This window comes from Bradyrhizobium sp. CCBAU 53421, assembly GCF_015291625.1.
In the GTDB taxonomy this organism is placed as follows: domain Bacteria; phylum Pseudomonadota; class Alphaproteobacteria; order Rhizobiales; family Xanthobacteraceae; genus Bradyrhizobium.
The window spans coordinates 6097890-6111856 of sequence record NZ_CP030047.1; the positions used below are offsets into that span (position 1 = coordinate 6097890).

A 13967-nucleotide genomic window follows, 5' to 3' on the forward strand; every position below is an offset into this window, starting at 1 on the left:
ACTATCGCGTGGGGCTCTGGATCGAACGGAGCACTCTGCGCGGCGACCGGGACGTCATCGGCCAAATCGACGCACGCAAGGTTCGACAGGAAGCCCTGTAGGAGAAAACTCTAAGGAGGAGTGCAGCGCGTTGTCAACGAGGCGGGGTGCACAAATTTCGCTAGGTGCATGCGCAGCAAATCGGCATGACCTCTTGCACCGACCTCTGCGAAGATGATTTCCTTCGCGCGTTGCACTGAAAGTTCGTCGATGACAAAGCCGTCCATTCCCGTTGGCATCATCTGCTCGCAGCACGGGCCCTATCAGGCCATGGGGCGCGAGATCCTGAAGAGCGCCATGATGGCGGTCGACGAGATCAACGAGCAGGACGAGTTCGACTTCGCGATATCGGCGCATGTCCGCGATCCCCGCGGAATCATTTCGGAATACCATACGGTCTGCGACGACCTCATTCGCAATGTCGGGGTCGAGCACATCATCGGCTGCTACACTTCGGCCTCGCGCAAGCAGGTGCTCCCGATCGTCGAGCGCACCGACCGCCTGCTCTGGTATCCGGCCCGCTACGAGGGCTTCGAATGCTCCGACAACGTCATCTATGTCGGCGCCTCGCCCAATCACAACGTGCTGCCGCTGGTGCGCTACGTGCTCGACAATCTGTCGCGGGAGATATTCTGCGTCGGCTCCAACTATGTCTGGACCTGGGAAACCAACCGGGTCACCCGCGAGCTGGTGACGGCGGCGCGGGGACGCATTCTCGCCGAACGCCTGCTCGAGCTCGGCGAGAGCGCGGTCACGCACATCGTCGATGAGATCGTGCGGCGCCGCCCGCCGGTGGTGTTCAACACGCTGGTCGGCAGCTCGAGCTATGATTTCATCCGCGCCTTCCATGCCGCGACCCTTGCTGCGGGTCTCGACATCCCGATGCTGAGCTGCAGCCTGTGCGAGCCCGAGCTCAAGATCGCAGGTCCCGCCTCGGCCGGCTGCATCACGTCGTCGGCTTATTTCGAGAGCATCCGCCTGCCCGAGAACCAGGCCTTCGTCGCGCGCTGGAAGGCGCGTCACGGCGACCACAGCATCCCGTCGGTGGACGGGCAATCCGCCTATGTCGCGGTCTATCTTTTGGCCCGCGCGCTGCAGCGCGCCGGCACGTCCGATATCGGCGAGGTGCGCCGCGCCGCAGCCGGCCATCGCTACAATTCGCCGCAAGGTCCGGTCTGGATCGACGGCAGCAACAACCACTGCGTCCTGACGCCGAGGCTCGCCGTCTCCAATGCCGAAGGACAGTTTGACATCTTCTGGGAAGCTGAAGCTCCGGTTAAGCCGGATCCCTATCTGACGCAGCTCGACATCGCCGCCAGCCCGGCAAGGGATGGAACGTCGCCGAATGCGCCGCATTTGCGGGTTGTAAAATGAGCAAGCCGTCGTCATTTTCGCTGCGCGGACGCAAGGCGCTCGTCGCCATCAGGGACGAGCGCGACGCCACCATCGTCAGGCGCCAGTTCGAGCGTCTCGGGATCGACATCGTCACATGGGAGCCCGGCGCCAACATCGACTGCCGGCCGGATGTGACGTTGATCGACGACGACTTCCTTCCGCTTACCTCGGCTGCGCAACGCGCGTCGCTTGGACGAAGTCCGGTCATCGCCCTGCTCGGCACCGAGACGCCGAGCCGGCTTAAGCTGGTGCTCGACCTCGATCCGGCCTCGTTCCTGGTCAAGCCGCTGCGCTCGGCCGGCATCTATGCCGCGCTCGTGCTGGCCTTCGAACGAAGCGAACGAACCAGCGAGCTGAAGCAACAGGTGGTGAAGCTCGAACAGCGTCTCCGATCGCGCCGCGTCGTGCTCGCCGCGGTCCTTCAGGTCATGCACACGCATGCGCTGGCCGAGCCGGCCGCCTTTGCGCTGATCCGGCGGGCTGCCATGGAACAGCGCAAGACCATCGAGGAGCTCTCGGCCGAGATCACGGCCAAGGGCTCCCTGCCTGCGCAACGAGCTAAAGCGCTCTAGTTCACCACCTGACGGCGCTCCTCCGGCGTCAGCTTCTTCATCTGCTCCGCGGTCAACTGGCCATCGCCGATCAACTGGAAGGCGCTGTTCGGGTCGTATTGGCTTTGCTTGTCGTTGCCGCGCCGCTTTTGATCATCGCTGCCGTCACCCCCGCCGTAACCGAGCACTTCGACGATGATGACCGAGGGCTGCTCGTTGGTGTTCGGCGGCGGCACGGCGGCCTGCTTGGCGGCAGCGCCTGCCGTGTTCGAGGCCTCGCTCAGGGCGCCCATGTTTGGTGCCTGGACCTGCGGCACGCCGATGACGCCACCCTGCGCCTGAATGTTGGCGGCGTTGACGATATGCAGGGCTGCGATGTTGACGAAGCTCGACGCGCGGATGCCGGCTTCGCCCGCATCGACGGTGCCGAGCGGTGCAATCAGATCGACCGTTCCCCGCGTTACCTCCGGAATCGGCTGCAGCGTCGCGATGCCGGCGCCGCTGGAGGGCGTCACCGGCGATATCGTGATGTCGCCGTAGTTGTCGTAAGCGCGCTTCGGCGGCGTGTAGATCACGGTGGTCTTGGCGCCGCGGCCGGCGTTGATGTCGCCCTCCGCCGACCAAATGACGATATTGCCGCCGAACGTCGTCATGATGCGCGACAGGCCCATCAGCACGCTGTTCTGCGAATAGATCTGGATGTTGCCCGCGCCTTGCGTGATCAGGCCGGCGTCGGCGCCCGGCAGCAGCCCTTCGGTGCCGATCGTGACGCCGCCGCCCGGCGTGAGGAACTGGATGTCGCCGCCGAAATCGGTGTGAACGAAGCCGCTTCGAATGGCGTAGTTCACGCCCGCGCCGGATGCCGCCGTGAAGATCGTGATATCGCCATCGTAGGCGGACGGGTTCGGGAACAACGCCGCGATCGCCTCGCGCCCGCGCAGATAGGAGCCGGCGCGCGGACCGTTCGTATCGGTGTATTCGCGCCCGCCCGCGGTCAGCTCGGCGTAGTAGACTTGCCGCAGGAAGATGCGTTGCTGCTCGCCCGGCAGCGGAAGGAAGTAGCCGAGCGCATCGGCCTTCGCCCCGCTATAGCCGAAGCGCTCCGTCAGCCAGGCATAGAGCTCGTCGCCATAGGTCTTCGCCACCTTGCCGTGCTGATCGGCGAGCGGCCCGACCGCGGCGAGATTGTCCGGATCGAGATAGAGCCTGGCAAAGCCGGTCCAGTCGACCTGGCCGACACCGACTTCACCCGCGCCGGCACCGGCCTGCATGACGACACTTGCGCCCGGCCGGCTGTCGCCGGCGACCACGGCGCCGATGCTTTCGACCGTAGCCGTCGATCCCTGGTAGATGTTCTTGGCCGCCGTGATTTCGAAGGTGCCCGGTCCGGCGATCGCCCAGCCTCTGTTCGCTGCCGAATCGACCCCAGGCCAGCCGGCGTAGATGACGCTGCCGCCAGCCGCGATGGTCGACACATCGTTGGGGTCGTTGTGGAGGATCAGGCCCTTGGTGTTGACGATGTCACCGCCCGCAAGCATCCGCAGCGGTCCGCCTGCCTGATAGTAGGCGTTGCTGGCGTTGACGCCGAGCACCGTCGTGATTTGTCCGTAGGTGATTCCGGTGATATCGCCGTTCACCGCATAGATGCGCGACAGATTGCCGTCGTACGATACCGCCCTGTCCTTCACCGTGTTTGCATCAAAGACGAAGGGATATCCGCCCGTGTCGTAGCCGTAGACGGGCTGTCCGCTGGAGCTATCGCTTACTGCATTGCCGCCCCAATAATTGGAAGCCGCGACGGTCAGTCCAACTCGACCGTTCAGGATTGCCCAGCCGGGCTGGAACGGGGTCGCCAGAGCCGACGGCGGCGCCATTGACGGACCCATCAAGATCGTGTCGCCAAAGATCGAGCCTTGCGCCAGCACCTCGAGCACGCCGTCCTCCGACGGCAGCAGCGTCCCGTCGCCGGGATTGTAGATGCTGCCGTTGGCGGCGACCGCGCGCATGGTCGATGGCAGGAACCGGAAGTACGCGGAAGCGGCTCCCGGCGCGAGCGAACCGCCCGCGGCGAACTCGTTGACGGCGGTTGCCCCCGTCCACAGCGTGAACCAGCTCACGCCGGCGCCGGCCGCGCTGCCGTTGTTGGCGTCCGTCAGGTTGGTGAGGCCGACACGGCCCGGATCGAGGATGGTTCCCGCAGCCAGGTCCCCGCGCGCACGAATGTTGATCACGCTGTCGCCCGGAGCGAAATCGCCGCCGGCGAGCTTGGTCACCGAATAGGAGGTCAGCGGGTTGATCGGCCGCGGATCCACTCCACTGGCATTGCGGTCGTTGGTTGCGATGAGGCTGCCGAAATCCCCTGTCGCGACATCCATCGCACCGCGCAGATTGACGAACTGATTGCCGCCGGTGCCGACAGCACTGGCCGTCACCGACATTGTGCCGCCGCCGGTCTGCACCAGGCTGCCATCGGCCATCACGCGACCGCTGCCGCCGACGGCAATGACCAGACCCCGGCCCGCGTCGCCGATCGTGCCGCCGGCCTGCAAGGTCACATTGCCGCCGCCGAGCGTGCCGAGGCCGGAGAACGCCGACAGTCCCAAAGACAAGATGCTGGGGTCACGGACTTGATCGAGCGTATAGCTGCCGAAGTTGATGCCCCATGCGGTCCGCTGACCGATCTCCGAGCCGCCCTGGCCCCATAGCCAGGACCCGATCTGGGTCGCTCCCTTCGTCAGCGTGCCGCTGACGTCGCCCTGCGCCACCAGCAGGAAATCGCCGCCATGTTCGGGGTAGTACATCCGCTGCGAGCCGAGCGTTGCTTCGTAGCCGGCATTGGCCGATCCGAGCACCGTGCCGTCGGCCGATGTCGCGCGGTCGACATTGTAGGGATCATTCTCCGCGGTCCCGGTCGCCCTGATCGCGGTGCCTGCGGTATAGACGCCGAACGGCGACTGCTGATCATAGTTGCCGCCGGCGAGAATTTCGAGATTACCCGTACCGGTACGCACGACACTGACGCCCGGCGTGGACGGCTTGTTGATCGTGACGCTGTATGGATCGTTCAACACCACGTTGCCCGAACCGGCGAGCGTATCGACTGTCAGCAGTGCGCGGCTGTCGGCGCTGGCGAGATCGGCGCCGCCAACGAGCCGCATCGACCAGGATTGCATTCCCGGATCGAGCATTGGCGAAGTCGCCCAGATCTGGCGATCGCCCGGTCCGGTCAGATTGACGTTCGTCATGCCGGCCGGCAGCACCGTGCCCTTGGGAAGCGGCGTATCGGCCGTGAACGTGTATCCGCCGAACAGGACAAGGCTGGTCCCCGCCGGCAGCTTAACAGGCTCAAGCGCCAGACTGTTGAATGTATTAATGAAGACCCGCCCGGTGAAATAGAGACCTTTTTCGAATACAGTGCCGGCCGGAAACACCGTTCCAACGGGGATCGTATCACCGGGGTTGAAAGTCTGGTCCGGCGTGATGATACGCCCGCCATTCACCTTCCTTACTGGCGTGGGGGGTCCCCTCACCGTGAAGTCCTCCGTCAATTTGATCGCGACGGGAAGCGGATTTGCGGCGTCCGGGCTTCGTTCGACACTTCCGCCGACGAGGTTAAGCTCCATGTTGATGGAGCCATTGCTCGAAATCGTCGAGCCGGCACCGAGGACCACACCGCCCGTTTTGACCGTGTAGGCGTCCGACAAGGTGCCGGAGGCAATCACGGTCACCGCATCGGGTGATGCCGACGGCGGCGCGAAACCGTCATTGATGCTGCCGTTGATTTTGAGATCGTTGGCGGCGCGGACGACGAGCGCGCCCGGCTCACCCGAGCCGAGCACGGCCGGATTGGCATTCGGCCCGTAGCGATAGCTCGAGAGATCCAGATCGCCCTTGGTCGAGAGATCACCGCTCGACGTGATCGCAACGCCGGGTCGCATGTGGAAGGCCGAGCCGAAGGCAGCGAGACCGGCAAGACGGTTGCGCAAATCGCCGTTCTGGAGCGCTGCATTGATGAACGCCGTGCTGTCGCCGTGCAGGCCGTCGAGATAGGCCTGATCGATGATGCTGCCGCCCGGCAGGTCGTAGGTGCGGAAGCCGTTCAACGCAATACTGCTCGCGCCGCGGATGTTGAGCGAGCCGCGCGCGTCGATCGCGATATCGTTGGCGCCGGCGCCGTCCCCGCCGGTGCCGCCGCGGCGCGGCGCGTCGAGCTCCAGCTTGCCGCGCGCCACGCCGTCCGGCGAGCTCATGTCGATGGTCGCACCCGCGGCCAGCGTCATGGTGCCGCGTGTCGTGGTGAGCTCGACATGCGCGGTGTTGTTGGCCTCGATCGGCGCGCCGTAGCTGTCGGTCTGCAGCACATTGCCGTGAACATCGAGCACGGCATTTGCCGTAAGCGTGAGATCGTCGCGCGCCGACAGGCGGATGGTGCCGGGCCTGGCCCCGCTCGCGTCGATCCTGCCAACGACCGTGAGGCTGCCCTGGTCGACTGCGATCGTCACGGTGCGCGCCTTGACGCCGTCGCCGACGACAAGGCTGCCCTGCCGGAGATCAAAGCTGCGCGCGCTGAAGAACCCGGCGTCGTTGAGCCTGGCATTCAACGCGGCGAAATCGCCGAAATTCTGCGCCGCGACCGTGAACTGGCCGCTGTCGTAATCACCGGTCGAATATCCCTTCAGCGTGCCGTCGAACGCGACCTGCCCATGCGCGGCGTCGATCGCCTTGGCCGAAATCGAGCCCGCGGCGTTGTTCACCGCGGAGACGTCGATCACCGAGCCCGCGTTCTGGACGATATTGCCGTTCGAGGAACTCATGATGAGATCGCCGCCCCAGCTGAACTTGGTGACGTCGAAGAAGGCGATGCTCCGGCCCGACAGGTCGATCATCGCGCTTCCGCCAAGCACGACGTCGTGCGTCGCATTGAGCGTCAGCTTGCCCGAAGGCAGCGCGAACGCGGTGCCGACCAACACGCTGTCGCCGGTGAAGGACAGCGTGCCGCCGATATCCGTCACGCCGCGCGTATCGGCGGGAGCGCTTCCGGACGGCGTGACCAGCTGCAAGGCCGCGCCCGCGCTGACATCGAGCTTGGCCCCACCGCTTGCCGTGATCAGCGAGGTCGCGATGATGAGCGCGCCGCCCTGCAGGGCGCCGCTACCATCCTGGCTGAGTCCTACCTTCAGCGTGCCATCGCTGCTCGCGGTGATGCGTTTCGCCGCCGTCAGCGTGACATCAGAGAAACCGAGGATGAGACGGTTCAGCGTTGCGCCGTCGGTCGGCCTGCTGTGCGCAGCGTCGTAGCCGAACAGGATCTCGTTGGCCGTGATGTCGAGATGCCCCGATCCCGTGCCGGGCCCGCCCGGCAGAACGACAGCGGGCGCCTGGCTGCCATAGGGGCTGGACGTGGAGCCGCTGCCGCTGCGGATGCCGTTCCAGATCAGCGTATCGGCGGTGATGCTCGCGGTCTCGCCGGCCGCGCCAAGGCCATAGACGGCCGGTGTATTGAGGACGAATTTGAGAGGATCGGACGAGGAGCCACCCTCGCGCGTGGCATCCAGGTCGATGTTGCCGATCAGATTGAAGGAGCCGCTCGCTGTGATGACGAGTTGTTCGAGCGCCGGACTCCCTACGGTCGTCGACGGCCGCAGCAGCTTGTCGAGCACCGCCTGGGTCAGGTTCCATCCCGATGGCAGTTGGCCTGCAGCCTGCGCCGCAGCAAGCGCGGCCTCGGTGCCGACATTGACCCGCTCCTGCGTCACATTGAGATAGCGCGCGGCGAAATTGACGTCGCCCATGGTGAGCCCGCCCGGCCCGGCCAGGACGATGCTGCCGTCGGTGAGCAGCGAAGCGCCGCTCGCGATGTTGATCTTGCCCGGTCCAACGGCGTTCAGGAACTGGAACCAGCCATTGGCGACCGCGAGCACGGCCGGGCTGCCGTCGGGCGTGGCCGTCGAATAGGGCGCGATGTTGGAATAGACATAACCGAGCGTCGAATCGACGGCGGCGTTTTTCAGCCCACGCGTATCGATGGTCGCGCCGCCCGCCATGTTGACGGCGTTGCCGACCAGGAACACCTGGCCCGCGCGGATGCTGGCGCCATCGAGCAGGTTGATGGCCGCGGTTGAGACCCCGCTGAAATAGATCTTGGCGCCATCGCCGGGACCTTCGGAAAAGAAAGTGCTCGTGCCGCCCAGCATGAGCGTCGGCGCCCTGAAGGCGTTGATGTCGTCGCTCGATACCGACGTGTGCCCGGCGATCGGCACGGCCCCCGGCGCCGTGATGTCGAGCACGGCGGGCCCCGATGCGGCGCTCGACGGCTTGATGATCAACGTGCCGTCGATGCCGTCCTTGGCGCCATCGAACAATGCTGCGCCGGCAAAGGACAGTGATTTGCCGGCGTCGAGCGGCGGCAGAAGACTGATTTGAAGGACCTTGCCGTCCGCCGGCAAACGCGGCCGGAAGCCGCCGAACGTGGCCGCCTGCGTGCGCTCGAAGTCGGCATAGCTGGTCTCGTTGTATTGCGAATAAAGCCGCGTGGTCTGGCCGGAGGTCAGGATGACGCGTGTCGGCAGCGTATCCTTGATTGCGGTATTGGCGACGCCGAGAAAGCCCGATGTGACGACGGAGCCATTGCCGGCAGTCACTGGGGGCATCACAGTCGTTCCGGTCGCGCCGAGCTCGACGCGATAGCCACCGGGCACCAGCGCATAGCTCGAAGGCAGTAGCGTGTAGGTGCCCGCCGGCACTCCCGGCACGCCGGAGGGGAGCGTGATCTGCTGGCCGATCACGGGATCGCCGGCACCATTGGTTGCGATCACCGGCGCGTAGTCGACCGCGGAACCCGGTACGATCGCATAGACCTTGTTGCCGGCGGCGCTGTAGCTGTTGACCGGATTGGCATTGACGAGCGCTGTCTTCAGCACGTCGACCGAGCCGCCACGGCCGGAGATGAAGCCAGCGCCAGTGAGTGTGCCGCCGCCTGTGAGATCGAGCACGGCTCCGGCCTCACCAATGACCGATGCGGCGTTGATCGAGATACCGGCTGCAATCAAGACGTTGCTCGCGTGGTCGTCATAAGACGCAGCTGCCAGATTGCGCAGCGTACCGTCCGCGCCCTGATAGGCGATGCCATCAGAGGTCCCGCCAAACGGCATGACCAAGCCGGCCGCGCTCGCTGAGGTGATGCTGCCGCTGCGGAAGGTGACGCGCGCATTGGCAGGCGCATTGTTGACAACGATACCAGTATAATTATTGAACCAGATGCGCCCCAACGGCGCACGTACAACGCCGCCCTGGTCGATGTTGGCGGCGACAAAAACCAGATCGCCAAACACCGAAGCCGGGACCGCCGGCGTTGCGTCGTCATTGCGGCGAATGATGAGATCCGCGTCGGGATCATAGGCGGAAAAAGTCCCGCTCGGACGAAGCCCAACCTTGATGACGGCGACTGCGCCGCTCAAGGGATAGATCTGGTCCGCGGTCAGCGCGAGATTCTCGACATCGAGCCCGCCGGTGCCGAACCGGATATCGCCGCTGCTCTGCAGTGCGACCTGATGAAAACCACGAGCGTCGAATGGAAGGCTGATCGGACGACCGGCTCCGAGATCCGCGGCTCCGCTGCCCTGATCGCCGGTGGCTCCGAACTGGACGGGGCCGTAGACGTCGATCAGGTCGCCTGCGACCGTGAAACTTCCGCCCGCCGCCGGATTCCGGACACGAAGATTGTTGATCCCGGGCGAATAGCCGACCGCGGTCTGCGCATCTTCGGCATTGTAGACGCCATCAAGCCGGACATAGGGCGCCGACAGACGGATCGTGCTGTTTGGCGTGTCCGACGCCGATGCGATGACGCCGCTCGACACCCGAAGACTGCGCGACAGGCTGAGATCCACATTGCCGTCAAAGACGAGAAGATCGCGCGTGTAGAGCGCGAGCGAGCCGAAGCCGCCCTTCGCGACCTGGTTGACGCCAATCACCGTCCGCCCGAATTGCAGCGCCGGATCGGCCTGACCGGGCGACAGGTCGGCAGCGAGACCGCTGCCCGTCGCGTTTTGCACCAGCGTGATATCGCGCGACCTCTGGAACTCCGGAGGCAGTTCGCTGCTGGCATAGGGCGAACTGGAGTTGGGCTGCCCGACGATGTAGCCGCGCCACGACATCGTCAGGTTCAGCGCGCCGCCGGACGCGCCGCTGCCGCCTGATGCCGCGCGCAAGGTGCCGTCGAGCGCCATGCCGAAGCTGGAATAGAGCGAGATCGTCCCGCCATCGCTCGCGGCAAGCGTCGGGAGATAGCCGTTGCCGCTCTGGACATCGACCACCGCGGAGGTACCCGACGCGTCGATCAGCGCGCCCGGGCGAACGATCACGAAGGCATCGCTGACGACGGGATATTTGGGGTCCAGCGCGCCGGTACCACCGATCCGGATCGTGCCGCCGTCCGGCACGGCGGCATAGGAGATTCCGCGCTCGTCACGCCCGACCGCGTCGCGCGCAGAAACATCCAGCACCGCGTCGCCGCCGATCCAGAATGAACGGGTCAGGCCAAACTCGCCGTAACCGGAATTGTAACGGGTGTCGCCGGTGGCGTCCTGCAGGCTCGTGATCAGGATATTGCCGGCCGGCGCCTTGATCGTACCGTCGATGACGGTCTGGCGATTGGCGTAGATCGACACCGAACGCCCCGGATCGACCTCGATGGACGCGCCCTTGGGCAGCGTGAAATCATGCAGGCTCCAGAATGTCAGATCGGCGCCGGCGCGCTGTGTCACGCTATGCGCGAACGAATTGATCGTGAATTTGGGAGGCGTCCAGAGGTCGGCGGCCTCCGTGACGAGGCTCCCGCTCGGCGTGGTGAAGCTGCGCTGCGCGAAGCGATAGACCGGCACCTCGGCATCCATGCGCACGCCTTCGCCGATCTCGATGCCCGTGTTGCTGCTGATGTTGTAGGCCGTGAAGCCGGACTGGAAGATCGCCGGATCGAGCACCAGCGCATCGGCCACGCCCTCCCCGATCACGATCTCCTGGCCTGCGTTCAGCGTCAGCGTGCCGCCGCCACCGAAGCCATAGGCGCGAATGGTGCCATCGAGGACAAGCGGATTGGTGAAGAACTGCGTCCAGGCCAGGTGCGAATAGTCATTGGCCACGAGGCTGACATTGCCGCCCTTGCCGCCCTGCGTCTTGCCGTTCGCCAGGATGGCACCACCCGACGACACATCGATCAGCGACCCGCTCGCCAGCGTGATGCCGCCGGTCGTCGAAACGATCAAGTTGCCGCCATCCAGGTGCGCCCGGCCGGATCCGTCCGTTCCGGTCTGCTCGTTGCTCCACAACCCGCTGAGATCGACGGTGACATTCTGGCCGATCGTGACCTGCGACTTGCCGTTCGCATCGTTCAGCGCCCACCATTGCTCGTTCTGGCCCTGGCCGAATACGGCATGCATGAGATTGGCCAGCATCATGCTGCCGCCATGCGCCGTGACGTTCGCACCGATCTCGACATGCGGTGCTGCGAAGGTCACCTGCGCGCCCGGAGCAAGCTCGAGCGGCGCGTCGACGAGTATGTCCTTGCTGCTCGCAACATTGAGACCGCCCAGCCTGGCGGCATTGAGCGCGTCCGAATTGAAGAAGGCAGTCCCGATGCGATCGTCGGGCAAGGCCGACGTGGCGTTCAGCGCGTCGGTGATCTCGGGCGTCCGGCCGAAAACGACCCGCGCGGCGGATGCACCGGTGAGGCCAAGCCCCGAATAGCCACCGAGCGCGAGCTTGCCCTGGAGCGGCGCGACATTCTGAGACAATTTGTAGCCGTCGGTGATGCCGTCCGGCCGCGCCGTCGTCTGGCGGGAGCCGGTGACGACATCAGCGACGATATCGGCTTCGAAGACCGACGTCGGCGTGGACAGGACGAGCGAGCCGGCGTCACGGCCGATGGTGTAACCGTCCTCCCAGCGGCTCGTCACGCGGCCTTTGCCGAATGGGCTCATCCAGACCTCGGTCAGGTTCGACGCAACCTTGCCGCCGAGCTTGTGCTCGCGAATGAAACCACCGCCAACGCCGTAGAACTGCATGTCGGCACGTGCCTGCCCGACATTGTAGAGACGGCCATCCGCGCCGAGGAAATTGCTGGTGCGGATGTAGCCGCCCTGATAGCTGACCGAGCCGCCGGAGACGTCGAACACCGCCCCCTTTTGCGCGACGACTTCCTGCGCCGCCAGCGTGACGGTGCCGCCCACCGCGGCCCATTCGCCGATCCGGTGGGCGGTATTGGCGAGATAGCCGGAGACCTCGAGCAGCCCGCCCGGCGTATAATAGCGGTCGGTCGCATAGCCGCCGGTACCTGCCGGCACCAGCACGAGATCGCGCGCATCGATCCAGACATCCGTGTTCTTCAGACCGTCCCGATCACGATTGACGGGCGAGTCGCGCAGCTCGTTGCCCTGTACGTTGATCAGGAGATTGTTGGTCGACATCGGCAGCAGCACGCCGCGCACGCCCGAGACGTCGATGACCGATCCGCTCTCGGCGAAGACGCGGCGGCCGGCGCTGACCGCCACCTGGCCGCCCTGCGCCTGCGTGATCGAGCTGCCCTGGAAGGTTACGGTGCCGCCGCTGACGATCTCGACCCGTCCCTGGTCGAGCCGGTCGGCGAGCTGCGCAAGATTGTCGAACTGGGCGTTGGCGACCGGGGCATGGGTGAAGGCCCTGGAGTCGGCGACCAACTGACTGCGCTGGCTGTCGAGCGCGGTGTCGCTGCTGTCGAGCTCCGGCAGGATCGCGGTCAGGCTGCCGCCGGCGAGCGTGATGCTGCCCGCGGCATCGGAGGCTGCGTTCAGGAGATGGATGGTGCCGCGGGTGTTGACCGACGTTGTCGCGACCAGTACCCCGTCCTGGGTGATGCTGCGGCCCGCGAGCGTGATGTCGCCCTGCTGGGCGAAGATCAGGCCGGAGTTGCCGACGGCGGCGATCGCATCGCGCACGATCGGCGAGATTTCGTTGCCGCGCGTGGTCGAGGCCTGGTTGGCGTCCGTGCTGTAGCCGGGCCGCAACAGAAAGTCGTTGCCGGCCGCGAGCTGCACCTGACCTCGCGGTGCGCTGATCGAGCCGGCATTGCTGACCTCGGTTCCCATCAGCAGGACGAAGCCGCCCCCCTGCGTCACCGAGGACGGCGCGTTGGTCGAGATCAGCGCGCCAGGCTCGACCCTCACGGCCCCCCGGGCATCGGTGAAGCTCGGTACATATTGGCCGCCTGCCTGCTGCGAGTAGATGCCGTTGCTGAGGAACTGGGTGTCGGTGATGCCGGCGGTCGAGGCGATCAGCGAGCCGACATTCACCTGGCTCGCACCGCCGAAGATGATGCCGTTCTGATTGATCACATAGACCGACCCGTCGGCCCTGATATTGCCGAGGATCTGGCTCGGCACCGCGCTGCCGACGACGCGATTGAGCGCCACCCAGTTCGCATGGCCTTGCTGATCGAAGGTCAGCGTGGTGCGCGCGCCGACATTGAATGAATTCCAGTTGAGGATCGCTTGCGCCCTGGTCTGTGCGATGCCGACCTGGGTCTGACCGGTGGCATCGATCGCCTGCGTCGGGGTATTCGCGCCCTGCCATCCCGGCGCCACCTGCAAGCCGCCGGGCGCAAGGCCGTTGGGCACTGCGACCTGCGGCAGCGTCACCGAACGCTGCGAAGCCTGCGCCGCGCTGCGCGCCGCGTTCTGCAGGCCCTGTATCGCCTGGATGGCGCGCGTGGCCCGCGCCATCGCATCCTGGCCTTGCTTGGCTGCTGCCGCCGCGTCCTGCGCCGCCGACTGCGAAGCCGCCATCGCCGCGGCCGACGGTGACACCGTCCAGCTCGATCCGAACGGGCGCGCGACCACCGGCGTATTGGCGAGAAGTGCCACGACGCTGACGCTGCCGAACATTGCAGTGCGAACGGTCGCGCGGGTGAGAGACCTGGAGAGGCGGGGAACCATGGGATCGCTTTCTTGC

3 protein-coding genes are annotated in these 13967 nt (G+C 65.6%); 2 read left to right on the plus strand and 1 reads right to left on the minus strand.

Annotated features, from left to right (window positions below; translation table 11 throughout):
• The first annotated feature begins 249 nt into the window (after positions 1 to 249).
• The gene (locus tag XH92_RS29015) at positions 250 to 1413 is read left to right on the plus strand and encodes a transporter substrate-binding domain-containing protein (protein ID WP_194455174.1); all 1164 of its coding nucleotides are present in this window, start codon (positions 250 to 252) and stop codon (positions 1411 to 1413) included.
• On the plus strand, positions 1410 to 2006 hold the full coding sequence (locus tag XH92_RS29020) for an ANTAR domain-containing response regulator (protein ID WP_194455175.1): 597 nt from the start codon (positions 1410 to 1412) through the stop codon (positions 2004 to 2006). The genes XH92_RS29015 and XH92_RS29020 overlap by 4 nt, the downstream gene beginning before the upstream one ends.
• Here XH92_RS29020 and XH92_RS29025 read toward each other — a convergent pair.
• Positions 2003 to 13951, minus strand: coding sequence for a filamentous haemagglutinin family protein (locus tag XH92_RS29025; RefSeq protein ID WP_194455176.1), 11949 nt, complete (start codon positions 13949 to 13951; stop codon positions 2003 to 2005). The two genes, XH92_RS29020 and XH92_RS29025, sit on opposite strands and share 4 nt — an antisense overlap.
• Positions 13952 to 13967 lie beyond the last annotated feature (16 nt).